This window comes from Streptomyces endocoffeicus, from assembly GCF_016741935.1.
Classification (GTDB): domain Bacteria; phylum Actinomycetota; class Actinomycetes; order Streptomycetales; family Streptomycetaceae; genus Streptomyces; species Streptomyces endocoffeicus.
This window is the reverse complement of the sequence record NZ_JAERRG010000014.1, coordinates 186,862-210,639: the sequence shown is the minus strand read 5'-3', so window position 1 is coordinate 210,639 and position 23,778 is coordinate 186,862. Positions and strand designations below refer to the sequence as shown.

Annotated in this window: 22 protein-coding genes; 12 read left to right on the top strand and 10 right to left on the bottom strand. The window is 71.5% G+C overall.

Annotated features, from left to right (window positions below; translation table 11 throughout):
• Nucleotides 1-240: 240 nt before the first annotated feature.
• Nucleotides 241-459, bottom strand: coding sequence for a hypothetical protein (locus JK364_RS30990; RefSeq protein ID WP_201854643.1), 219 nt, complete (start codon nt 457-459; stop codon nt 241-243).
• A gap of 138 nt (nt 460-597) precedes the next feature.
• Here JK364_RS30990 and JK364_RS30985 point away from each other — a divergent pair, with 138 nt between their 5' ends.
• A complete protein-coding gene (locus tag JK364_RS30985; protein WP_201854642.1) occupies nt 598-1,974 on the top strand; it encodes an NsdA family TPR-like regulatory protein in 1,377 nt (458 codons plus the stop codon).
• 545 nt (nt 1,975-2,519) lie between these two features.
• Here the strand turns inward: JK364_RS30985 and JK364_RS30980 are convergent.
• Nucleotides 2,520-3,377, bottom strand: coding sequence for a 3-hydroxybutyryl-CoA dehydrogenase (locus JK364_RS30980; protein ID WP_201854641.1), 858 nt, complete (start codon nt 3,375-3,377; stop codon nt 2,520-2,522).
• Between the two features lie 120 nt (nt 3,378-3,497).
• Nucleotides 3,498-5,816 carry a xyloglucanase gene (locus tag JK364_RS30975; protein ID WP_372462016.1) on the bottom strand — a complete coding sequence of 773 codons (2,319 nt, stop codon included), beginning with the start codon at nt 5,814-5,816 and terminating at the stop codon, nt 3,498-3,500.
• 257 nt (nt 5,817-6,073) lie between these two features.
• Between JK364_RS30975 and JK364_RS30970 the strand changes: the two genes are divergently transcribed.
• Nucleotides 6,074-7,306, top strand: coding sequence for a glycoside hydrolase family 10-like protein (locus JK364_RS30970; protein ID WP_201854640.1), 1,233 nt, complete (start codon nt 6,074-6,076; stop codon nt 7,304-7,306).
• 58 nt (nt 7,307-7,364) lie between these two features.
• Here the strand turns inward: JK364_RS30970 and JK364_RS30965 are convergent, their stop codons facing one another.
• Both JK364_RS30965 and JK364_RS30960 read right to left on the bottom strand, forming a co-directional pair.
• Entirely contained in the window at nt 7,365-7,571 is a 207-nt protein-coding gene (locus JK364_RS30965; protein WP_020867170.1) for a DUF1918 domain-containing protein, read from the bottom strand.
• Between the two features lie 66 nt (nt 7,572-7,637).
• Nucleotides 7,638-8,819, bottom strand: coding sequence for a DMT family transporter (locus JK364_RS30960; RefSeq protein ID WP_201854639.1), 1,182 nt, complete (start codon nt 8,817-8,819; stop codon nt 7,638-7,640).
• Here JK364_RS30960 and JK364_RS30955 point away from each other — a divergent pair.
• Together JK364_RS30955 and JK364_RS30950 are read left to right on the top strand one after the other, a co-directional pair.
• Nucleotides 8,818-10,266, top strand: coding sequence for an aminotransferase-like domain-containing protein (locus JK364_RS30955; RefSeq protein ID WP_201854638.1), 1,449 nt, complete (start codon nt 8,818-8,820; stop codon nt 10,264-10,266). The two genes, JK364_RS30960 and JK364_RS30955, sit on opposite strands and share 2 nt — an antisense overlap.
• Before the next feature lie 307 nt (nt 10,267-10,573).
• Entirely contained in the window at nt 10,574-11,146 is a 573-nt protein-coding gene (locus tag JK364_RS30950; RefSeq protein WP_201854637.1) for a histidine phosphatase family protein, read from the top strand.
• 24 nt (nt 11,147-11,170) lie between these two features.
• On the opposite strand, the gene JK364_RS30945 is transcribed toward JK364_RS30950, so the two are convergent.
• The gene (locus tag JK364_RS30945) at nt 11,171-11,680 is read right to left on the bottom strand and encodes a GNAT family N-acetyltransferase (protein WP_201854707.1); all 510 of its coding nucleotides are present in this window, start codon (nt 11,678-11,680) and stop codon (nt 11,171-11,173) included.
• A 138-nt stretch (nt 11,681-11,818) separates the two neighbouring features.
• On the opposite strand from JK364_RS30945, the gene JK364_RS30940 reads away from it, so the two are divergent.
• A complete protein-coding gene (locus JK364_RS30940; RefSeq protein ID WP_201854636.1) occupies nt 11,819-14,038 on the top strand; it encodes an NADP-dependent isocitrate dehydrogenase in 2,220 nt (739 codons plus the stop codon).
• Nucleotides 14,039-14,153: 115 nt separating this feature from the next.
• On the opposite strand, the gene JK364_RS30935 is transcribed toward JK364_RS30940, so the two are convergent.
• Entirely contained in the window at nt 14,154-14,741 is a 588-nt protein-coding gene (locus JK364_RS30935) for a TetR/AcrR family transcriptional regulator (RefSeq protein ID WP_201854635.1), read from the bottom strand.
• 70 nt (nt 14,742-14,811) lie between these two features.
• On the opposite strand from JK364_RS30935, the gene JK364_RS30930 reads away from it, so the two are divergent.
• The 6 genes from JK364_RS30930 to JK364_RS30905 all read left to right on the top strand — a co-directional run bounded on the left by JK364_RS30930 (nt 14,812) and on the right by JK364_RS30905 (nt 20,681).
• Nucleotides 14,812-15,705 carry an NADP-dependent oxidoreductase gene (locus JK364_RS30930; protein WP_201854634.1) on the top strand — a complete coding sequence of 298 codons (894 nt, stop codon included), beginning with the start codon at nt 14,812-14,814 and terminating at the stop codon, nt 15,703-15,705.
• Nucleotides 15,706-15,798: 93 nt separating this feature from the next.
• The gene (gene argC / locus JK364_RS30925) at nt 15,799-16,827 is read left to right on the top strand and encodes an N-acetyl-gamma-glutamyl-phosphate reductase (protein ID WP_201854633.1); all 1,029 of its coding nucleotides are present in this window, start codon (nt 15,799-15,801) and stop codon (nt 16,825-16,827) included.
• Nucleotides 16,824-17,978 carry a bifunctional glutamate N-acetyltransferase/amino-acid acetyltransferase ArgJ gene (gene argJ / locus JK364_RS30920; protein WP_201854632.1) on the top strand — a complete coding sequence of 385 codons (1,155 nt, stop codon included), beginning with the start codon at nt 16,824-16,826 and terminating at the stop codon, nt 17,976-17,978. The genes argC and argJ overlap by 4 nt, the downstream gene beginning before the upstream one ends.
• Entirely contained in the window at nt 17,975-18,922 is a 948-nt protein-coding gene (gene argB, locus JK364_RS30915; protein ID WP_201854631.1) for an acetylglutamate kinase, read from the top strand. Before argJ ends, argB begins: the two co-directional genes overlap by 4 nt.
• Entirely contained in the window at nt 18,919-20,121 is a 1,203-nt protein-coding gene (locus JK364_RS30910; protein ID WP_201854630.1) for an acetylornithine transaminase, read from the top strand. The genes argB and JK364_RS30910 overlap by 4 nt, the downstream gene beginning before the upstream one ends.
• Before the next feature lie 8 nt (nt 20,122-20,129).
• The gene (locus tag JK364_RS30905) at nt 20,130-20,681 is read left to right on the top strand and encodes an arginine repressor (RefSeq protein WP_201854629.1); all 552 of its coding nucleotides are present in this window, start codon (nt 20,130-20,132) and stop codon (nt 20,679-20,681) included.
• Between the two features lie 116 nt (nt 20,682-20,797).
• Here JK364_RS30905 and JK364_RS30900 read toward each other — a convergent pair whose 3' ends face one another.
• On the bottom strand, nt 20,798-21,757 hold the full coding sequence (locus JK364_RS30900; RefSeq protein WP_201854706.1) for a bile acid:sodium symporter family protein: 960 nt from the start codon (nt 21,755-21,757) through the stop codon (nt 20,798-20,800).
• 120 nt (nt 21,758-21,877) lie between these two features.
• Nucleotides 21,878-22,468, bottom strand: coding sequence for a pyridoxamine 5'-phosphate oxidase family protein (locus JK364_RS30895; protein ID WP_201854628.1), 591 nt, complete (start codon nt 22,466-22,468; stop codon nt 21,878-21,880).
• Nucleotides 22,469-22,519: 51 nt separating this feature from the next.
• Between JK364_RS30895 and JK364_RS30890 the strand changes: the two genes are divergently transcribed.
• Nucleotides 22,520-22,918, top strand: coding sequence for a DUF488 domain-containing protein (locus JK364_RS30890; RefSeq protein ID WP_201854627.1), 399 nt, complete (start codon nt 22,520-22,522; stop codon nt 22,916-22,918).
• A gap of 73 nt (nt 22,919-22,991) precedes the next feature.
• Here JK364_RS30890 and JK364_RS30885 read toward each other — a convergent pair whose 3' ends face one another.
• Entirely contained in the window at nt 22,992-23,771 is a 780-nt protein-coding gene (locus JK364_RS30885; RefSeq protein WP_230992737.1) for an FAD:protein FMN transferase, read from the bottom strand.
• Nucleotides 23,772-23,778 lie beyond the last annotated feature (7 nt).

Genomic DNA, 23,778 nt, shown 5'->3' with positions numbered 1-23,778 from the left:
AGAGCCTGGGCCAGCTGGCCCTCGCCGACGTCGTGAGCCCCAATCAGCGCGGCCGTTCGCCCGGCGCTGTGCGCAACGGTCAGCGCGCGGGTGGAACGGCCGATGATCCAGGGCTGTCCGTCGCGGCGTGCCAGAACACAGGCTCCAGGGTCGGCCGCTCTTAGACGGGCGGTGGTTCGCTGTGCTGCCGAGGAGGTCCCCGGCAGCACAGCGAACCACTCAGTGAGCGTCAAGCTCATGTCAGGCGTGCCACTTGGTGGTGTGGTAGTCGCCGTCGTCCTGCTGGCCCTCGGAGTAGCTACCGGCGGCCAGCGAGCTCAGCGTCCCGGCCCGGACCGCGGCCGGCGGCTCATACGGCGGGGCGCCAGCGGGGCTGAGCCCGCCACTCACGACAGTGGTGGAACCGGCGTCCAGCACGACGGGCGCGGTGACCGGGACAGTCGTCTGCCGCTGCTTCATCGCGCTCACCTCCTCACACTTGTCAGGTAACGGACTCTCCGTCACCTGTGTTCTGCAAAGAGTGAACCGGGCCGGGGAGTCCGCCGGTACCGTGAGAGGCCAGCGGATCGGTATATCAGGTATACGAGGCGGGCGCCGGTGCCGAAGCGCACACCGAACACGCAGCTCAAAGACCTCCTCGCCGAGGGCAGACTGACGTACGAGTCCACCGCCAGATCCGTGCGCGCAGTCGCGGCCGAACGAGGCGAGCACCTTCAGACCAACAAGTCCGCCGTGCACCACTGGGTCAGCTACGGCGCCGTGCCCGACGGGCCCACCGCTCACTGCCTCGCCGAAGCCCTCTCCCGCCGCCTCGGACGCCGCATCACCCTCCAGGAGCTTGGGCTACCTTCCCCGCCCCCGGGCGAGGATGACAGCATCGGATTGACCCTCGGCCCGGATCCGGTCGAGGTGCTCACGACGATCGGAGAGGCTGACATGCACCGACGCCGGTTCCTGACTGCCTCCGCCTACTCCATGGCCGCCACCGTGCTGCCGCTGGCCTATGTCAAGGAGATGGCCGAACGTACCGCCGCCGCCCGCAGCGGAGCCGCCATCGGCGCCGCGGAAGTCGCCGCGGTGCGCGACATGGTGGGGCTGTTCACTGAGATGGACGAACGCCTCGGCGGACAGCACGGACGGGCCGCGTTCGTGCAGTACCTCATCACCGACATCACGCCGCTGTGCAAGGCCCGCTTCCACAACGAGGACCTGCGCCGCCAGATGCTCTCTGTCGCCTCCTCCGCCGCCCACCTGGCGGGCTGGAAGGCGTACGACTCCGGAGAGCAAGGTCTGGCCCAGCGGTACTACCTGCAGTCCTTCGCCCTGGCGGTGCAGTCCGGCGAGCCCGGCCAGGACGGGTTCGTGATGCGCACCATGTCCCAGCAGGGCATGAAGCTGCACCGCCCCGAGCACTGCCTCGACCTGGCCGCAAGTGCCCTTGCCCGTGCCCACGACCAGGTGCCGGCCCCCGCCCAGGCGTTGTTCCACATCACCCACGCCCACGCCCTCGCCAAGACCGGTCAACGCCGCCAGGCCGTCGCCGAGATCGAAGCCGCTCGCACCGCCCTGGACACAGGCCGCGGCGACCAGGTCCCGTTCTGGGCACTGGCCTGGGGGCCGCCGGAGGCGACCGTCGGTTCCCGCACCGCCAAGGTCTTCGAGGACCTCGGCGATCACCGGCGTGCCAGCCAGTACTACGCCCACGCCGCCGCCTCCCGCCCGGCCGGTTGTTACGCTCGCATCGTCGCTCTGGATCTGGTCGCCGCCGCCGAGTCCCAACTCAAGCAGGGCGGCATCGAAGAGGCATGCGCCACCTGGAACAGGGCGATGGACCACATGGACGGTGTGCGGTCCGTCCGCACCCGCAAGGCTGTGAACCGGATGCGCAGTGATCTCGTACACTTCCGGGCCCGCGGGGTGCGGTCTGCGGCTGAGCTGGAGGAGCGGGCCGTCGGGTTCCTGGCCGCAGCCTGATCGGCACGGCCGTGCGCTGCCGCGTCCGCGAATGAGGCGATACGTGTGTTCATGCTCGAGCGCGCGGGGCGGCCGCTGTTCGCGGAGGAGCGCGCGGAGTACGAACGGCTGCTGAAGGCGTGGGCCAAAGCGCAACGATGTGGGCTACCGGAAGCGATGTGAGCCTCCTGACGACCTCCTAAGTAAGAAGGTCGCTCCTCGTGCTGCCGGGAGTGATGGCTCAGTGCTTGTAGCCGAGTGCCGAGCCGGACCGCGCTCTCGCTGCCGGCCTCGCCTGGGTCAGGCAGCACTGCGAGCGCCTCGGACTGGCCGTGGTGTGCGTCGAGAATCTCAGCGCCCAGCACCCGGCCAGCGTCCGGCCGTACCGCGCGGGTCACGGTCGCGGCGGCGAGGGAGGTGCGTGAGCTCCCGCCGAAACCCTCTGAGAACTCCCTGGCGCGGTAAATGATCAGTGAGGGCGGCTATCCGTGGTCCGGGATGACCGCCCTACTGGTGTCCGCAGGAGCTCATGGGCTACCTCTTCGGGCGGGCGTTAGTGCTGGTCATCAGTACGCGTAGAAGCCCGAGCCCGACTTGCGTCCCATGCGGCCCGCGTCCACCATCCGCAGCAGCAGCGGGGGAGAGGCGTACAGCGGCTCCTTGTACTCCTCGTACATCGAGTCGGCGATCGCCGCGATGGTGTCCAGGCCGATCAGATCGGACAGCTTCAGCGGGCCCATCGGATGGGCGCAGCCCAGCTCCATGCCGTTGTCGATGTCCTCGCGGCTGGCGATTCCGGACTCGAACATCCGGATGGCGGACAGCAGATACGGGATGAGCAGCGCGTTGACCACGAACCCCGCGCGGTCCTGGGCGCGGATGGCGTGCTTGCCCAGGATGTCGGCGACCAGCGCCTCGGAGCGCTTGATGGTCTCGTCGCCGGTGGTGAGCGCCGGGATCAGCTCCACCAGCGCCTGCACCGGGGCCGGGTTGAAGAAGTGGATGCCGATCACCTGGTCCGGGCGGGAGGTGGCGACGGCCAGCTTGACCAGCGGGATGGAGGAGGTGTTGGAGGCCAGGATCGCGTCCGGGCGGGTCACCACCTGGTCGAGGACCTGGAAGATCTCCGTCTTGATCTGCTCGTTCTCGACGACCGCCTCGATCACCAGATCACGGTCGGCGAATTCCCCCAGATCGGTGGTGAAGCTCAGCCGGTCCAGCGTCGCGTCGCGCTGCTCCTCGGTGATCTTGCCGCGCTCCGCGGCCTTCCCGAGGGAGTTGGTGAGCCGGGTACGCCCTATCTCCAGGGCCTCGCCCGTGGTCTCCGCGACCATGACGTCCAGGCCGGATCGGGCGAACACCTCCGCGATCCCCGCACCCATCTGGCCACAGCCCACCACTCCGACGCGTTCGATGTCGGTCACATCGTGCCTTTCGCTGGTCCAACTGTCCGTGCCGTCCCCCTGTCGCCCCAGACGTTACCCTCCGGTTACCGGTAGGGGGCGGGCCGGGGCCGGGAACCCGGCCCCGGCCCGCCCCCGCCGTCAGGAGATGTCGCCGCGCAGGATGCCGCGCCCGTTGGTGGCCAGGTAGACCCGTCCGTAGACCCGTGGGTCGCCGGTGATGGAGGCGCCCGTCCAGCCCCACTGGTGGGCGTCGTCGTTGATCCGGGTCCAGCTCGCCCCGGCGTCCGTGGAGCGGAAGATGCCGCGTACGCCGCCGATCTTCGCGCTGGTGTAGAGCGCCTGGTACGAGGCGCCCGGCGCCGCCTTGCCGAAGCCGATGGTGTCCGCCTGCTGGACACCGCTCAGCTTGGTGAAGGTCGCTCCGGAGTCCGTGGAGTGCCACAGCCCGTACGCCCCGCCCGTGCCGCCGCCCGCGAGCCAGATGTCGCCCTCGGCGCCCGGCAGCGCCTTGAACCGCACCGGGCCGTCGGCCGGCAGTCCGGAGGACGCCCTGGCCGTGAAGGTGGCGCCGCCGTCGGTGGAGACGTAGAAGGTGCCCGCCTTGAAGCCGTAGAACTTCTTGGGGTTCTTACGGTCGGACTCCACGACCGCCCCGGCCGGGATGCCGCTCGACGCGGACCACGAGTTGCCGAAACCGGTGGTGTGGTAGACGGCCGAGGTGCCCTCCGGGGCCCAGACGAAGCCGCTGCCGTCGGCCGCCGCGGCCACCGTGCCGCCGCCGGTGACCCCGGACGGCTCGCTGCCCTGGAACCAGTTGGCGCCGTTGTCGGTCGAGAACGCGATCCGCGGCGCGGAGTCGTTGTTGCCCACCCGGACCACGGTGTTCGGATTGGTCTCGGCGTAGTCCAGACTGGTGGTCGTGGTGAACGTCGGCGAGGTGTACATCCTCGCGGGCACCGCGTCGAGATCGGTGTGGCGGAAGCCCCCGATGTCACCGAGCGCGCTGAGCAGCGGGGCGCCGGTGGGCGGGCTGGCCAGGTCGTTGACCGCCGTCTCCTCCAGGCCCTTGACCATGGGCGTGATGGCGATTTTGCCGCCGGTGTCCCAGTTTCCGAGGTTCTCCGTGCCGTAGACCGTCGCCCCCGTGCCGTACATCATCCGGTTGGAGTCGAACGGGTCGATCTCCAGCGCCTCGGTCATCCAGCCCAGCTTCGGGGTGACTTCGGGTGGGGTGGGGTTGGTGCCGAAGGTCAGCCAGGGGACGGCACTGACGTCCTGGGTGTAGCGGAAGGACCGGTTCGGATAGCTGGTGAAGTCCCAGGCCCGGGTCCAGGTGGCACCGGAGTCGGTGGAGCGGAAGATCTGGGTGTCCGGCCACCAGGAGCTGTAGCCGGTCACCATCAGCGTGCCCGGCCGCTGGCGGTCCACCGTGAGTCCGCTGTAGCCGAAGTAGGTGTCGGCGTCCGCCATGGGGCTGATGTTCTTCCACTCCCCGGTGGCCGTGGTGTACCGCCACACCTGGCCCTTCTCCCCGTCGTACGGGCCGCCCTTGTCGCTGGTGGTCAGGTACAGATAGCCGTTCTTGGCGTCCAGGACGCCCTTGTGGGAGAGAAATCCGGTGGGCTGCCCGGCCACCCGCGACCAGGTGGCGCCCGCGTCGGTCGAGCGGTAGACGGTGTTGTCCTTGTCGGCCACCCCCACGTAGACGGTCTTCGTGGCGCTGCCGGCGGAGCCGGTGCGCTCGTCGAAGGTCACCCACACCACGCCCTGGTTGTCGCTCAGATAGCCGCTGGTGTCGCTCGCGTCCTGGACGTATGTGCCGGGGTTGGGGAAGGACGTCACCTTCGACCAGGTGACACCGGAGTCGGTCGAGCGCCACAGCCCGTTGCCGCTCGGCGCGCCGAGGTAGAGCACGCTGTTCCGGTTGGGGTCCACCGCCAGTCGCTCACCCATGCCGCGGCCGGGCATATTGCCGCCCAGCTTGAAGGGGAGGGCGGTGGACTGCCAGCTGGCGCCCCGGTTGGACGAGCGCAGGATCGCGCCGTTGCCCGGGTCCCAGCTGTTGGTGTACGTACCGGCCGCCACATAGACCTTGTTGGGATCCACCGAGTCGCTGGCCAGGCTCACCACCCCGGTCCAGCCCCAGTGGTCCCAGTCCAGCGAGTCCAGCAGCGGCACCCACCGCTTGCCGGACTGGTCCCAGCGGTACGCCCCGCCGATGTCGGTGCGGGCGTAGGCGAGGTTCTTCTCCTTGCGGTTGAAGACGATGCCGGGGACGAAGCCGCCGCCGTCCACGCGGACGTTCTTCCAGGTGTAGGCGTCGGCCTGGGCGGTGCCCCGGGCGGGGGCGGCCTCGGGGCGGGCGGCGGCGGGGGAGGCCGCCGCGGTGAGTAAGCCGCCGACGAGTGCCAGCGCGGCCATGAGCGCGCCGACCGGTCTTCTGCCGTTGCTGCGCACGGGAACTTCCTCTCCGGACGTGGGGGTAGTGAGGCGTGAGGGCCATGCGGGCGAGGGTATTTGGGAGCGCTCCCATGCGTGCGTCATCCGATGCTAGCGGCCGGATGGCCGTGCGAGAAGGGTGAAGTCAAGGGGTCCTCAAGGGGTGTTGGGACTGACCGTCCCGGATTCGCGGTAAGCATTGCCGGGCGCCCCACAAGGGCCCCATCATCAGCGGGAGTTGCCGTGCAGGTCCCTGGGGCGAGGAGTTGAGTTTCATGGGTCGGATCACGCGCAGAAGTCTCACGGTGGCGGCCGCCGGAGCCCTGGCCGCCACTGTCACGGCGGGTGACGCGCTGGCGGAGGGGCGGGGCGATGGGCACCGGCCCGAGTTCCGCGGGATGTGGCTGGCCACCGTCGCCAACCGCGACTGGCCGTCCAGGCCCGGTCTCCCCGCGGAGCAGCAGCGCGCCGAACTGCTGGGCTTCCTCGACACCGCCGTGAGCCGCCGGCTCAACGCGGTGGTCTTCCAGGTGCGGCCGACGGCGGACGCGCTGTGGCCCTCACCGTACGAGCCATGGGCGGAGTGCCTCACCGGCGTCCAGGGCAAGGACCCGGGCTGGGATCCGCTGGGCACCGCCGTGCGCGAGGCGCACCGGCGCGGTCTGGAGCTGCACGCCTGGTTCAACCCGTACCGGATCGCCAACCACACCGACCCCTCGCGGCTGATTCCCACCCATCCGGCCCGGGTGCACCCCGAGTGGGTCGTGCCGTACGGCGGGAAGCTCTACTACAACCCCGGGCTGCCGGAGGTCCGCCGCTTCGTCCAGGACGCCATGCTGGACGCGGTCGCGCGCTATGACATCGACGCCGTCCACTGGGACGACTACTTCTACCCGTATCCGGTGGCCGGTCAGGTCTTCGACGACGACGCGGCGTACGAGCGCTACGGCGCGGGCTTCCCGGACCGGGCGGCCTGGCGGCGGAACAACATCGACCGCCTGGTGTACGAGACGGCCGTGCGCGTCAGACGCCGGGGGCGGCGGGTGCGGTTCGGCATCAGCCCCTTCGGCGTCTGGCGCAACCAGGCCACCGACCCGCTCGGCTCCGCCACCACGGCGGGGGTGCAGACCTACGACGACCTCTACGCGGACACCCGTGGCTGGGTGCGGCGGGGATGGCTGGACTACGTCGTCCCGCAGGTCTACTGGAACATCGGCTTCGCCGCCGCCGACTACGCCGTGCTCGTCCCCTGGTGGTCGGAGGCGGTCCGGGGCACCGGGGTGAACCTCTACATCGGCGAGGCGCTCTACAAGGCGGGCGATCCGGCGCAGCCCGCGCCCTGGCAGGACCCGGCGGAGCTGTCCCGGCACCTCACCTTCGACCGGGGCTTTCCCCAGGTGCGTGGCAATGTGTACTTCTCGGCGAAGGAAGTGGCCGCCGACCGCAACGGCGCCATGGCGCGTGTGGTCGCCGACCACTATCCGTATCGCGTCCGTCCGCCCCGCTGACCCGGGCCCCGTCCCGTGGGGACGGCTACGGGGTGTCCGGCGGACCGTCGGACCCTCCCTAACGCTGCCCGGGTCCGGCGGCCAGGTGGCGGACGACCGAGTCGGGCCCGGGGGAGAACAGGCACTCGTGTCCGTCGTCCTCATAACGCACGCGGTAGGGCGGTTCCCCGTTATCCCCGAGCACTTCGATGATCTCCGCTACACGATCGTGAATTCCGACAACCCTGCCGTGCACCAGCAGCTTGTCGCCTACGGTCGCCTCCATGTGCGTGACCTCCTGTCCGCTGGAGGGCAATGCTCTGCTGAGGACAATGCGATCCCTGAGGCCAGTCTATGGCTGGTTGTCCTGGTTTGCTCCCGCCGAGGAGTGATTCCGGTCCACCGCTTCGGGGATCCGGCCGGCCCCTTCGACGATTTCGGACCGACCCGTTTCGACGGTTTCGGGCCGGCCCGTTTCGGCGGTTCCGGACCGACCCGTCCGGCCGGGGCCGGAAGCCCGTACCACGCCCGCCGGGACCCGGGCCCGCTGTGTCACCCCGATGCACACCAGCACCGCGACGGCGGCGATCGGGGCGGCGGGGGTCAGCGTCTCGCCGAGCAGCAGCACCGACCACACCAGGGTGAGCAGCGGCTGGGCCAGTTGGAGCTGGCTGGCCCTGGTCACCCCGATGGCGGCCATCCCCCGGTACCAGACCACCATGCCCACGAACTGCGAACCCACCGCCAGCCACAGCAGTCCGGCCACCGCGCGGCCGCCGAGGTGGACGTCCTCGGCCGACAGCGCGAGCACCGCGCCCGGCACCGACAGCGGCAGACAGCCCACCAGCGCCCAGCCGATCACCTGCCAGCCCGGCATATGACCGGCCAGCCGGCCGCCCTCGGTGTAGCCCGCGGCGCACAACAGCAGCGCTCCGAACAGATACAGATCGCCGGTGGTGGGCGCGCCGCCGCTCTGCTGCACCGCGAAGGCGATCACGACCGCCGCCCCGGCCAGCGCCGCCGCCCAGAACACCCGCGAGGGCCGCACTCCCGTGCGTACGGCCGAGAAGGCGGCGGTGGTGAGCGGCAGCAGACCGACCACCACGGCCGCGTGCGCGGTGGTGGAGGTCTCCAGGGCGAGCGTGGTCAGCAGCGGGAAGCCCACGACGACCCCGGCCGTGACGACCAGCAGCCCCGGCCAGTGGCGGCGGTCCGGCACCGGGACCCGCAGGGCGGCCAGGGCCCCGCCCGCGATGAGCGCCGCGAGCACCACCCGGCAGGTGGTCACCGACCAGGGGCCGAGCCCGGTGAGCGCCCAGGCGGTGGCGGGGAAGGTGAGGGAGAAGGCGGCCACGCCGAGCGCGGCGAGCAGGGTGCCGGTGCGGAGCGCGAGCGGTGTCGGGAGCGCCGGGGTCGCGTGAGTGTCGCCCCGGCCCGGGGCGGGGTCATCACCCCGGGCAGTGTCATCACCCACGGCGGGGTCACCGCTTACCGCTATCGCACTGCTGTCAGTAGCGCTATCCTGGGCTGTCATGCAACAGCGTAGCAGTGTGGTTGATCTGGCGGAATCACTGCGGAGGGATCTGGACCGCTACTCTCCTGGAGAGAAGCTGCCATCCAGCCGGGCCCTGGTCGAGCGCCACCGGGTGAGCCCGGTGACCGTCTCCCGCGCCCTCGCCGCGCTGGCCGCCGAAGGGCTGGTGGTCACCCGCCCGGGCGCCGGTGCATTCCGCGCCGAGCGCCGCCGGGCCGGGGCGCCCCGGCCCGGGGACACCTCCTGGCAGGAGGTCGCGCTGAGCGTGGAGACGGCCGGTGAGTCGGTGCCGCGCTCGGTGGACGCCACCGGCGTCCTGGCCACGCTGGCCGCCCCGCCGCCCGGGATCCTGGAGTTCAACAACGGCTATCTGCACTCCTCGCTCCAGCCCGAGCGGGCGCTGGCCGCCGCCCTGGCCCGCGCCGGGCGGCGGCCGGGGGCGTGGGGCCGCCCGCCGGTGGAGGGACTCCCCGAACTGCGCGCCTGGTTCGCCCGGGAGATCGGCGGTCCGGCCGGGGCCCTCGGTGCCGCCGACGTCCTGGTCACCGCGGGCGGCCAGTCCGCGCTCACCAGCGCGCTGCGCGCCCTCGCCCCACCCGGCGCGCCCGTCCTCGTCGAATCCCCGACCTACCCCGGGATACTCGCCGCCGCCCGCGCCTCCGGGCAGCGCCCCGTCCCGGTCCCGGTGGACGCCGACGGGGTGCGCCCCGATCTGCTCGCCGAGGCGCTGCGGGCGACCGGCGCGAGGGTCTTCGTCTGCCAGCCGCTGTTCCAGAACCCCACCGGTGCGACGCTCTCCGCCGAGCGGCGCCGCGAGGTGCTCGCGATCGCCCGTGAGGCGGGCGCGTTCGTGGTGGAGGACGACTTCGCGCGCCGGCTCGTCCACGAGGACGCGGGCCCGCTGGCCGCCACCCTCGCCGCCGACGACCCCGACGGGGTGGTGGTCCACGTCTGCTCGCTCACCAAGGCCACGTCGCCCAGCCTGCGAGTGGCCGCACTCGCCGCCCGCGGCCCCGTGCTGGAGCGGCTGCGCGCGATCCAGGTCGTCGACAGCTTCTTCGTGTCCCGCCCGCTCCAGGAGACCGCCCTGGAACTCGTCGGCGCGCCCTCCTGGCCCCGCCATCTGCGTACCGTGGCCGCCGAGTTGCACACCCGACGCGAGGCGCTCGTCACCGCCGTACGGCGGGAGCTGCCCGCGCTGGAGCTGCGCCATGTCCCGCCCGGCGGCTACCACCTGTGGCTGCGGCTGCCCCAGGGCACCGACGAGGCCGCCCTGGCCTCCGCCGCGCTGCGCGCCGGGGTCGCCGTCGCCCCCGGCCGCCCGTACTTCTGCGCCGAACCGCCCGCGCCGCATGTGCGGCTGAGCTTCGCGTCGGTGGCGGGCATCGGTGAACTGGCCGAGGGGGCGCGGCGGTTGCGCACCGCGTGCGAGGAGGTGCTGACGTAGGGGGCGGGGGGCCGGGACGTCTGCGACGAGCTGTTCCCCGCCCCTTCCCACAACTGGGGCTCCGCCCCAGACCTCGGGGGCTCTGCCCCCAGGCCCCGGACCCGGGGTCCGGGGGCGGAGCCCCTGGTAGCGGGGAACAGCCCCCCGCCCCTTCGGGGCGCCCGCATTCTGCCCGCCACCCCCGATGCGCACGGTGTTCATGAGACGGCCGCTTCGAGCCGCCCAGGTGATCCGGCGCACACCGGATCGTCCGGTCTACTGCCGGTAGCGGGTCATCTGGCCGCGGCCGTGACCGTACGATGCCGGGATGACGTTTCGGCTGACGCTGGTCGCCGCCGGCCGCAGCTCCTCCCGGCTGGGGGAGCGCTTCGGCGACGACCGGCCGCTGGATCCGGAGGGCCGGCTCGCCGCCGAGCGCGCGGCCCCCGGGCTGCTGCCGCTGGCCGCGGCGGAGTTGCGCTACTGCTCGCCGTCGACCCGCAGCCGGGAGACCGGCGACGCGCTGGGCTTCACGCCACTGGTCCAACTCGCCCTGCGCGACTGCGACATGGGCCGCTGGGCGGGCCGTTCCCTCACCGATGTGATGGCGCGCGAACCCACGGAGGTGGACGCCTGGCTCGGCGATGCGCGCTCCGCACCGCACGGCGGGGAGTCGCTGCACGCGTTCATCATGCGGATCGGCGGCTGGCTGGACACCCGCCCGGCCGAGGACCACGCCAAGATGGTGGCCGTGGCCGACCCCGGGGTGGTCCGCGCCGCCCTGATGTACGCGATCAAGGCGCCGCCGCACTGCTACTGGAACGTCGACATCCGTCCGCTCTCCACGGTCACCCTCACCGGCCGGGCGGGCGAGTGGCGGCTGCGCGTGGACGGTACGTGACACGAACGCTCCCCGGGGCTCCGCTCACGGTGTGAGTTCCTCGGCCAGCAGATCCATCAGCAGCCCGTCATGCCACGTACCGTCGGCTCCGCGCTCGTAGGACCGCATGACGCCGACGGGCCGGAAGCCGACCTTGCGGTAGCAGCGGATCGCTGCGGCGTTGTCGGCCGCCGGGTCGATCACGATGCGGTGGTGGCCGTGGTCGGTGATCAGATGGCGGGCCAGGGTGCGTACGGCGTCGGTGCCCAGCCCCCGCCCGTGCACCGCCGGGTCCAGATAGATGTCGATGCTCGCGTGCCGGTACTCCGGATCGGCCTCGGCCGACCACTGGATCAAGCCGATCACGACGCCCTCGTCCTCGATGGTCAGCTGCTCGGCGCCCGGCTCGGCCAGATCCTCGCGCACCGCCGCCACCAGGTCCTCGCCGCCCCGCCAGCGCGCGTACACCTCGGGCGTGGCGCGGATCGCGGCCAGGGAGGGAACATCGGAAGGGACGGTGGGGCGCAGCGCCACCCGCGCGCCCCGCAGAGTCATCGGCATGGACCGGACGATCCCATCGGAGCGCGGTCCGTGACCAGGGCGCAGCTTTCTGCCCAGGGCCCTTTCGGGAAAGCACTCGGCACCAGATATCTTGATGTCGAGCAATGTTGCAGACGTGGAGCGGAGCACCCGGTGACTGACTCGACCATCATCTATACGCACACGGACGAGGCCCCTGCCCTCGCGACGTACTCGTTCCTGCCGGTGATCGAGGCCTATGCCTCCACGGCAGGGGTCAGCGTGGAGAGCCGGGACATCTCCCTGGCGGGCCGGATCATCGCCCAGTTCCCCGAGCACCTGGAAGAGGGCCAGCGCATCCCCGACGCCCTCGCCGAGCTGGGTGACCTCGCCAAGACCCCCGAGGCCAACATCATCAAGCTGCCGAACATCTCGGCCTCGATCCCGCAGCTGAAGGCCGCGGTCGCCGAGCTGCAGGAGCAGGGCTACGCGCTGCCGGACTACCCGGACGACCCGAAGACCGACGAGGAGCGGGAGATCCGCGCCCGTTACGACAAGGTCAAGGGCTCCGCGGTGAACCCGGTGCTGCGCGAGGGCAACTCCGACCGCCGCGCCCCGGCCTCGGTGAAGAACTACGCCAAGGCCAACCCGCACCGCATGGGCGCCTGGACGGCCGATTCCAAGACCAATGTGTCCCACATGGACACCGACGACTTCCGCTCCACCGAGAAGTCCGTGGTGATCCCGGAGGACGGCTCGCTCCGCATCGAGCTGGCGGGCGATGACGGCTCGACGACCGTGCTGCGCGAGTCGGTACCGGTGCTGCCGGGCGAGGTCGTGGACGCCTCCGTGATGCGCGTCGCGGCGCTGCGCGAGTTCCTCTCGGCGCAGGTGGCCCGCGCCAAGGCGGAGGGCGTGCTGTTCTCGCTGCACCTGAAGGCCACGATGATGAAGGTCTCCGACCCGATCGTCTTCGGCCACGGCGTACGCGCCTTCTTCCCCAAGACCTTCGCCGAGCACGGTGAGACCCTCGCCGCCGCCGGGCTGACCCCGAACGACGGTCTGGGCGGCATCCTCAAGGGCCTGGAGGCCCTGCCCGAGGGCGCGGCGATCAAGGCGTCCTTCGACGCCGAGCTGGCCGAGGGCCCGGAGCTGGCCATGGTCGACTCCGACCGCGGCATCACCAACCTGCATGTGCCGTCCGACGTCATCGTCGACGCCTCCATGCCGGCCATGATCCGCACCTCCGGCCACATGTGGGGCCCGGACGGCGAGGAGCACGACACCCTCGCGGTGATCCCGGACAGCAGCTACGCCGGGATCTACCAGGCCGTCATCGACGACTGCCGCGCCCACGGCGCCTTCGACCCGGCCACGATGGGCTCGGTGCCCAACGTCGGCCTGATGGCGCAGAAGGCCGAGGAGTACGGCAGCCACGACAAGACCTTCGAGATCCCCACCACCGGCACCGTCCGCGTCCTGGACGGGGCGGGCAACGCGGTCATCGAGCAGGTCGTCGGCGCCGGTGACATCTTCCGGATGTGCCAGACCAAGGACGTGCCGATCCAGGACTGGGTCAAGCTGGCCGTCACCCGCGCCCGCGCCACCGGCGACCCGGCCGTCTTCTGGCTGGACGAGGGCCGCGCCCACGACGCCAACCTCATCGAGAAGGTCAAGGCGTACCTGCCGGAGCACGACACCGAGGGTCTGGACATCAGGATTCTGGCCCCGGTCGAGGCGATCAAGCTCTCCCTCGAGCGGATCCGCCGCGGCGAGAACACGATCTCGGTCACCGGCAACGTCCTGCGTGACTACCTGACCGACCTGTTCCCGATCCTGGAGCTGGGCACCAGCGCCAAGATGCTCTCGGTCGTCCCGCTGATCAACGGCGGCGGTCTGTTCGAGACCGGCGCGGGCGGCTCGGCGCCCAAGCATGTCCAGCAGCTGGTCAAGGAGAACTACCTGCGCTGGGACAGCCTGGGCGAGTTCCTGGCCCTCGCGGTCAGCTTCGAGCACCTCGCGCAGAAGACGGGCAACGCGCGGGCCCAGGTCCTCGCCGACACCCTCGACCGGGCGACCGGCACCTTCCTGGCCGAGAACAAGTCGCCCAGCCGTCGCGTCGGCGGTATCGACAACCGCGGCAGCCACTTCTACCTGGCCCTGTACTGGGCCCAGGAGCTGGCCCAGCAGACCGACGACGCCGACCTGGCCAAGGCGTTCGCCCAGCTCGCCGACGCGCTCTCCACCCAGGAGCAGACGATCGTCGAGGAGCTGCTCGCGGTCCAGGGCTCCCCGGCCGACATCGGCGGCTACTACCAGCCCGAGACCGCCAAGGCCGCGGCCGTCATGCGCCCGTCCGCGACCCTCAACCAGGCCCTCGCCACCCTCGGCTGACCCGCCTGGCACACCTGGCACGCCTGACGCACCACCGCACGACCGCACCACACCGCCCCCGGCCGGCACTCGCCCGGCCGGGGGCGGTTCCTGTTCTACCCGGAGGAACGGTTCCTCACGTACGCCGGGACGGTGAGGCGACCTCCCAGGCCGCCTCGATCATCCGGAAGATCTCGTCCACCGCGGCCTCCGGCTCGGCCGCCTCACGGGCCACCGCATAGGCGTCGATCACGAACCTCGCGATCGTCCGGCAGGCCGTCGTGGTCCGCGACAGGCCGGGATCGGCGGCGATGGCCGTTGCGAGCGACTCCGCATGGCGCAGCCTCATCGACTCCTCGTACTCCCGCAGGGCGGGTGATGCGTCGATCATGTGCCAGATCGGGGCGGCGCTGTCCGCCGTGCAATGGCGCACCAGGGCCTGGATCTCGCGGCGCAGCGCCGGGAGGAGCGGTTCGTGCGGCGCCCGGCCGGTGACCGCCTCTGTGAGGCGTCGCTCGAAGTCCTGGTCCTGCTCGAACACCAGGGCCTCTTTCGCGGCGAAGTGGGAGAAGAGCGTGGTGACGGCCACGTCGGCCTCGGCGGCCACATCACGGATGCCCACCGCTTCGTACCCCCGTTCCAGGAAGAGCCGCAGGGCGGTATCGGCGATCTTCTGGCGGGTCGCGGCCTTCTTGCGCTCACGGCGTCCGGGCGGCACGGTCATGGACTCACGCTATCAGATGCAAAACCAGAACCGTTTTTAAACGCTAACTGTTAGTGCTACGGTCGGCGGCATGAAGAGAGTGAGCTTCGCCGAGTTCGGCGGTCCGGACGTTCTGCAACTGCTGGATGCCGAGGAGCCCCACGCGGGCCCCGGCCAGATACGCGTCGCCGTACGGGCGGCGGGCGTGAACCCTGTCGACTGGCGGATCCGTGAAGGCCAGGTCCTGGGCGCCCATCCGATCGAGCTGCCCTCCGGAGTCGGTCTTGACGCCTCCGGGGTGGTGGACGAGATCGGCGAGGGCGTCGAAGGGGTCGAGGTCGGCGACCGTGTGTTCGGCGAGGGTTCGAGCACCTATGCCGAGTTCGCCGTGCTGTCGGCCTGGGCCCGGATGCCCGAGGGGCTGACGTTCGAGGAGGCGGCCGGATACCCCTCCGTGGTGGAGACCGCGCTGCGCGTCATCCGCGAGGTCGGGGTGCGGTCCGGGCAGACGCTGCTGGTCAGCGGTGCGTCCGGGGGAGTCGGATCGGCGGTGCTGCAGATCGCCCGCGACCGCGGCATCACGGTGATCGGCACGGCCGGGGCCGCGAACCAGGACTATCTGCGGAGCCTGGGTGCCGTCCCCGCGACGTACGGCGAGGGCTGGGTCGAGCGGGTGCGGCGGCTCGGCCAAATCGACGCGGCTCTCGATCTGGCCGGTTCGGGGGTGATCCGCGAGCTCATCGAGCTGACCGGGGATCCGCGGAAGGTGATCTCCATCGCCGATCTCGGGGCGCCGGAGCTCGGCGTCCGATTCTCCGGCGTGGCCGGGAGCGTGCCGGAAGCGCTCGCCGAGGCCGTCGGCCTCATCTCACGGGGGAAGCTCCACATCCCGGTCGAGAAGTCGTACCCGCTCGCCGAGGCCGCGGCGGCGCATATCGACAGCCAGGCCGGTCACACGCGCGGGCGCCGGGTCCTGATCATCTGAGCTCCGTCACCTCGGGGTGGGAATCCGGCCACCTTTTGCATAAAGCTGTCGTGAATCGTATAGTCATGCCATCATCTAGGGAGGACGACGGCGATGGCCATACGTGCTGCGGTGGCGGGCGCGAGCGGATACGCGGGCGGGGAACTGCTGCGGCTGCTGCTCGCCCACCCGGAGGTGGAGATCGGCACCCTGACCGGCAACTCCAACGCCGGACAGCCCCTCGCCGGGCTGCAGCCCCATCTGCTCCCGCTGGCCGGGCGGGTGCTCGAGCCCACCACCGCCGAGGCGCTGGCCGGGCATGATGTGGTCTTCCTGGCGCTGCCGCACGGGCAGTCCGCCGCCGTGGCCGAGCAGCTCGGTGACCAGGTCCTGGTCATCGACTGCGGCGCCGACTTCCGGCTGAAGGACGCGGCGGACTGGGAGCGGTTCTACGGTTCGCCGCACGCCGGCACCTGGCCCTACGGCCTGCCCGAGCTGCCCGGCGCCCGCGCCGCGCTGGAGGGCACCAAGCGCATCGCGGTGCCGGGCTGCTACCCCACCGCCGTCTCCCTCGCGCTCTTCCCGGCGTACGCGGCCGGGCTGCTGGAGCCCGAGGCGGTCATCGTCGCCGCCTCCGGGACCTCGGGCGCAGGCAAGGCGCCCAAGCCGCATCTGCTGGGCAGCGAGGTCATGGGCTCGATGAGCCCGTACGGCGTCGGCGGCGGCCACCGGCACACCCCCGAGATGATCCAGAACCTGTCCGCCGCGGCGGGGGAGCGGGTGTCGGTCTCCTTCACCCCGACCCTCGCCCCGATGCCCCGCGGCATCCTCGCCACCTGCAGCGCCAAGGCCAGGCCCGGAGTCACCGGGGAGAGCCTGCGCGCCGCGTACGACAAGGCGCTGCGGGACGAACCGTTCGCCACCCTCCTCCCCGAGGGCCAGTGGCCCTCCACCGCCGCCGTCTGCGGATCCAACGCCGCGCTGCTCCAGGTCGCCCATGACGAGGCGGCCGGCCGCGCCCTCGTGATCAGCGCCATCGACAACCTCACCAAGGGCACCGCGGGCGGCGCGGTGCAGAGCATGAACATCGCCCTCGGCCTCCCCGAGGAGCTGGGACTTTCCACGATCGGAGTCGCTCCATGAGCGTTACGGCAGCCCAGGGCTTCACGGCCTCCGGCGTCGCGGCAGGGATCAAGGAGAACGGAAACCCCGACCTCGCCCTCGTGGTGAACACCGGCCCGTGCCTCTCCGCCGCGGCCGTCTTCACCTCCAACCGCGTCAAGGCCGCCCCCGTCCTGTGGTCCGAGCAGGTCATCAAGGGCGGTCAGGTCTCGGCCGTCGTCCTCAACTCCGGTGGCGCCAACGCCTGCACCGGCCCGCTGGGCTTCCAGGACACCCACGCCACCGCCGAGAAGGTCGCCGAGGCCCTCGGCCACAGCGCGGGCGAGGTCGCCGTGGCCTCCACCGGGCTCATCGGCGTCCGGCTGCCCATGGACGCGGTGCTGTCCGGGGTCGGCAAGGCCGCCGAGGCGCTCTCCCCGCACGGCGGCGAGAAGGCCGCGATCGCCATCAAGACCACCGACACCGTCCACAAGACGGCCGTCGTACAGAGCCCCGCCGGCTGGACCGTCGGCGGTATGGCCAAGGGCGCCGGGATGCTGGCCCCGGGCCTGGCCACCATGCTCGTCGTGCTCACCACCGACGCCGACGTGGACGCCCCCGGGCTGGACACCGCGCTGCGCGCCGCCACCCGCACCACCTTCGACCGGGTCGACTCCGACGGCTGCATGTCCACCAACGACATGGTGCTGCTGATGGCCTCCGGCGCCTCTGGTGCCGCCCCCGACGCCGCGGAGCTCGCCGAGGCGGTCCGCGAGGTCTGCGCCGATCTCGCCCGTCAGCTGATCGGGGACGCCGAGGGCGCCTCCAAGGACATCCGGATCGAGGTCGTGGGCGCGGCCACCGAGGACGACGCGGTGGAGGTGGGCCGCTCCATCGCCCGCAACAACCTCCTCAAGTGCGCCGTCCACGGCGAGGACCCCAACTGGGGCCGGGTGCTCGCCGCGATCGGCACCACCTCGGCCGCCTTCGAACCGGACCAGCTCAATGTCGCGATCAACGACGTCTGGGTGTGCAAGAACGGTTCGGTGGGCGAGGACCGGGAGCTGGTCGACATGCGCTACCGCGAGGTCCGCATCACCGCCGACCTGTCCGCGGGCAGCGCCTCGGCGGTCATCTGGGCCAACGACCTCACCGCCGACTACGTCCACGAGAACAGCGCCTACTCATCATGAGCCAGCCGACCACCACCCGTAAACACACCGCCCTGCCCAAGGCCCGCATCCTCATCGAGGCGCTGCCCTGGCTGACCCGCCACCACGGCAAGACCGTGGTGGTCAAGTTCGGCGGCAACGCCATGGTCGACGAAGAGCTGAAGGCCGCCTTCGCCCAGGACGTCGTCTTCCTGCGCCACGCGGGCCTGCGCCCCGTCGTCGTCCACGGCGGCGGCCCCCAGATCAGCGCACAGCTGGACCGGCACGGCCTGGTGAGCGAGTTCAAGGCCGGGCTGCGGGTCACCACCGACGACGCCATGGACGTCGTACGGATGGTGCTGGCCGGACAGGTCCAGCGCGAACTGGTCGGGCTGCTCAACCGGCACGGCCCGCTGGCCGTCGGCATGACCGGCGAGGACGCCCATCTGATGTCCGCCACCAAGCACTTCGCCGAGATCGACGGCGAGCAGGTGGACATCGGCCGGGTCGGCCAGATCACCGAGATGGACACCGGCGCGGTCCGGGCCCTGCTGGACGACGGCCGGATCCCGGTCGTCTCCTCCATCGCCCGCAGCGCCGACGACGGCCATGTCTACAACGTCAACGCCGACACGGCCGCGGCCGCCCTCGCCGTCGCGCTCGGCGCCGAGACGCTGATGGTGCTCACCGATGTCGAGGGCCTCTACGCCGACTGGCCCAACAGCGACGAGGTGATCAGCAAGCTCACCGCGAGCCAGCTGGAGAAGCTGCTCCCGGAGCTGGCCAGCGGCATGGTGCCGAAGATGGAGGGCTGCCTGTACGCCGTGCGCAACGGGGTCACCACCGCCCGTGTGCTCGACGGGCGGGTACCGCACTCCATCCTGCTGGAGATCTTCACCGACGAGGGCATCGGCACGATGGTCCTGCCGGACGGGACCGTGATCGACGACAAGAGCAACCACGGCGACAAGGGGGAGGACCAGTGAGCAACGCGGAGCTGAAGCGGCGCTGGCAGGGGGCGCTCATGGACAACTACGGCACCCCCCGCCTCCCGCTCACCCACGGCGAGGGCACCAAGGTCTGGGACGCGGACGGCAAGGAGTACCTCGACTTCGTCGGCGGTATCGCCGTCAACTCCCTCGGCCATGCCCACCCCGCCGTCGTCCGGGCGGTGTCCGACCAGATCGCCACCCTCGGCCATGTCTCCAACCTCTTCGTGGCCGAACCCCCGGTGGCGCTCGCCGAGCGGCTGCTCCAGCTCTTCGGCCGCTCCGGACGCGTCTACTTCTCCAACTCCGGCGCGGAGGCGGTCGAGGCCGCCTTCAAGATCGGGCGGCGGACCGGGCGCACCCATATGGTGGCCACCGAGGGCGGCTTCCACGGCCGCACCATGGGCGCGCTGGCCCTGACCGGCCAGCCCGCCAAGCAGGAGCCCTTCCTTCCGCTGCCCGGCGATGTGACGCACGTGCCGTACGGGGACGTGGAGGCGCTGCGCGCGGCCGTCACCACCGACACCGCCCTCGTCATCCTGGAGCCCGTCCAGGGCGAGAACGGCGTCATCGTGCCGCCGGCCGGCTATCTGGCCGCGGCGCGGGAGATCACCCGGGCCACCGGCACCCTGCTGGTGCTCGACGAGATCCAGACCGGGATCGGGCGGACCGGGCACTGGTTCGAGCACCAGGCGCAGGGCATCGAGCCCGATGTCGTCACCCTCGCCAAGGGGCTCGGCGGCGGGCTGCCCATCGGCGCCACCCTCGCCTTCGGGCCCGCGGCCGATCTGCTGACCCCGGGGCAGCACGGATCCACCTTCGGCGGCAACCCCGTCTCCTGCGCCGCCGGTCTCGCCGTCCTCGACACCATCGCCGCCGACGGCCTCCTGGACCGGGTCAAGCGGGCGGGGGAGCGGCTGCGTAACGGAATCGAGTCGCTCGACCACGCACTGGTCGCCCGGGTCCGCGGCGCCGGGCTGCTGCTCGGTATCGTGCTCACAGAGTCCCTCGCGCCGCAGGTGCAGAAGGCGGCTCAGGACGCGGGACTCCTGGTGAACGCGGTCGCGCCGGATGTGGTCCGGCTCGCCCCGCCGCTCGTCATCTCCGACGGCGAGGTGGACACCTTCCTCCGGGAGCTGCCCGCCGTCCTGGACGCCGCACATGAGGGAGACGGGGAACGACGAGCCGGAGACTGACGACACCGATGACCGAGGCGCAGCACACCGACGCGCAGGACGCCAACCACGGCGGACCGGCCGTGCCGCAGACCCGCACCGCACGCCACCGCCGGATCGTGGACATCCTGAACCGGCAGGCCGTGCGCTCCCAGAGCCAGCTCGCCAAGCTGCTCGCGGACGACGGGCTCTCCGTCACCCAGGCGACGCTCTCCCGGGACCTGGACGAGCTGGGCGCGGTGAAGATCCGCAACACCGGCGGTGAGCTGATCTACGCGGTGCCGAGCGAGGGCGGCGACCGGACGCCGCGCGCCCCGCTCGGCGAGTCGGCGAGCGAGGCGCGGATGGCCCGGCTGGCGGGTGAGCTGCTGATCTCGGCGGAGGCGTCGGCCAACCTCGTGGTGCTGCGCACTCCGCCGGGCGCCGCCCAGTTCCTCGCCTCGGCCATCGACTCGGCGGAGCTGCACGACATCCTCGGCACCATCGCGGGCGACGACACGCTCCTGCTGATCAGCCGCGACCCGCTGGGCGGCCAGGCGCTCGCGGACCACCTGCTGCGGCTGGCCCAGAAGGAGCGCTGAGGCGCCCCATAGGGGCGCGGGGCTGTGTCGATGTGCGGCTCCGCCGCGTGGGCGCGACCAGCCACGATGCAGCCGCGGATGAACGACCCCACTTCGCGGCACTTCCCGCGGAGCGCTTAGGCGCTGCGGCTTCGCGCGCGGTACGACATCCAGGCCGCCACCACCGCCCCCGAGACGTTGTGCCAGACGGAGAACACCGCGGCCGGGAGCGCGGCCAGCGGGCTGAAGTGGGCGGCGGCCAGGGATGCGGCGAGCCCGGAGTTCTGCATGCCGACCTCGAAGGCCATGGCCCGGCTGGCGGGCGCGCCCAGCCGGGCCAGCTTGCCGGCCCCGTAGCCCAGCGCCAGGCCGAGCCCGTTGTGGAGCACCACGGCGAGCAGTACCAGCGCCGCCGCCGACTTGATGGCGTCCGCGCTGGCCGCCACCACGATGGCCACGATCACGCCGATGGTGACCGCCGACAGCCAGGGCAGCAGCCCCAGCGCCCGCTGGATGAACCGCCCGGCGACCAGCCGTACGATCAGCCCCCCGACCACCGGCAACAGCACGGTCTTGAGGATGTCGGTGACCATGGACTCCGCGTCCACCGGCAGGAACTCCCCGGCCAGCAGCAGCGTCAGCGGCGGGGTGACCAGCGGCGCGAGCACCGTGGAGACGGTGGCGACCGACACCGACAGCGCCACATCGCCGCGCGCCAGATACGTCACCACATTGGAGGCCGTTCCGCTCGGCGCACAGCCGACCAGGATGACACCGGCCGCCAACTGCGGGGAGAGACCGAGGGCGTTGGCGATCAGCCAGCCAAGACCCGGCATGATCACATAGTGCGCGACCAGCCCGAGCGCCACCGCCCACGGCCGCTTGACCACACCGGAGAAGTCCCGCGGGGTCATGGTGAGCCCCATGCAGAACATCACCACGCCGAGCAGATAGGGCACGTTCGGCGCCCAGCCGCTGAAGGTGCCGGGCGTGGTGAGGCCCGCCGCACCGGCGGCGAGGACGAGGAGGGGGAAGACGGTGACGGCCCGCCGGGCCGCCCGGTCGGCGGCAGCGGGCTCCGGTGACGGCGAGGGCACCTGCCCCGCCGTCGTCGAGGAGTTGGCCGCGGAGCTCTTCGATTCGGATCGCACCGCGTGATGGAACGCTTCCGGAGCCGCCTTCCGCAACACCGTCTCGTTATGTGGTCACTACACCCACTATGCCGAACCGAGCGGCGGCAGCGGCAGCGGAAGCCCCGGCAGACCGTCGATGCTGCTGGCGATGTGCTCCTTCTTGTGGAAGTAGCGGTCCAGCGATTCGTCGTCCTCCCGCCGGAAGCGGGAGGCGTGCAGCGGGCGGTCCTCGCGGTAGTCCAGATACGGAACCGCGTAACCGCAGGTGTCCCGGATCAGCTCGGCCGTCACCACGATGATCGCCCGCAGCCCGTGGTCGTCGACATCGATGTCCGGGAAGTGCGCCAGCAGCGCGGAGAAGCGCGGATCGTCACGGAACACCGGCTCGCCCCGGCCGTGGACGCGCACGATGTTCGGCGGTCCGGTGAAGGCGCACCACATCAGGGTGATCCTGCCGTTCTCCCGCAGATGGGCGATGGTCTCCGCGTTGCTCCCCGCGAAGTCCAGATAGGCCACGGTCAGTTCGTCGACCACGGCGAAGGAGCCGGCCAGCCCCTTCGGGGAGAGATTCACCGTGCCGTCCCCGGCCAGCGGGGCGGTGGCGGTGAAGAACATCTTCTGCTCTTCGATGAAGGTGCGGAGTCTGCCGTCGATGCGTTCGTACACCTTTCCCATGTGGCGCATTATCCCTGCGGGTGGTCGCCGGGTCGATGTTTCCATGGGCGTATGGCCACCAGGAAAGCCTCCGCGCGAGCGTCCGCGACCGAGCCCGCGATCCGGATCCGCCGGGTGTACGACGCCCCCGACCCGGACGACGGCACCCGCGTCCTGGTGGACCGCGTCTGGCCGCGCGGCCTCGCCAAGGCCGACGCCCAGCTGGACGAATGGGCCAAGGACGCCGCCCCGTCCACCGAGCTGCGCCGCTGGTACGGCCATGACCCGGACCTCTTCCCGGAATTCACCCGCCGCTACCGCGCCGAGCTCACCACCCCGGAGCGCCACGAGGCCGTCGCCCACCTCCGCGAGCTGACCGCCTCCGGCCCTCTGACCCTCCTCACGGCCGTGAAGGACCTCGACCACGGCCATGTCCAGGTCCTGGCCGAGGCGATCCGCGGCAAGGAGTGAGCGCCGCTGAGGGATCGTCCTCTACCGAGCGATCGCCTTATACCGAGCGATCGTCTGATACAGAGGGATCGCCTTATACACATAGCTCCGCCGAATAGCGGGCGAAGCCGCTGGTGTGCCAGGTGGAGCCGTCCGCGGTGATGACGAATGCCTCGGCGTCGGGGAGCCGTCCCAGCCAGGGGCGGGCGCGTTCGGCGCCCATGGCGCAGGCCGCGGTGGCCACGGCATCCGCGTCGGCCAGGCTGGTGGCGATCACGGTGACCGAGGCCAGGCCCTGCGCCGGGGGGCGCCCGGTGTGGGGGTCCAGGATGTGGCAGCCCCGCTCGGCCGGGCCCGAGGTGGCCACGGCCATTTCGCCGCGGGCCTCCACGATCGCCGCCAGCTCGCCCCGGCGCAGTGGATCGGCGATGCCCACCCGCCAGGGGCCGCCGTGCACCTGGACGTCGCCGCCGCCGTTCACACATACCGACCCGGCGCCCGAGGAGACCAGCATCTGGGCGGCGCGCTCCACCGCCCAGCCCTTGACCAGGCCCGTCGGGTCGAGGCGGCCACCGGCGTAGCGGGCGGTGAACCAGCCGCCGCTGCGGTGCTCGGCGTCCTCGCACATCCGCAGTACGTCCCGGACCTCGGGATCGCAGCGCGACAGCGTCAGCTCACCGCGCCCCAGCCGGCTGATCTGGCTGTCCCGGCGATAGGTGGAGAACAGCTCGTCCACCCGGTGCAGCCCCACCACGGCCCCGTCCAGCGCGGCCTGCACCCGGGGCCGGTCGGCGGGCGCGACCTCGCGGACGTCGAAGGAGAAGACCGTGCCCATGACGTGCTCGACATGGCGCAGCGGCTCGGGTTCGCCCATTCCGTAC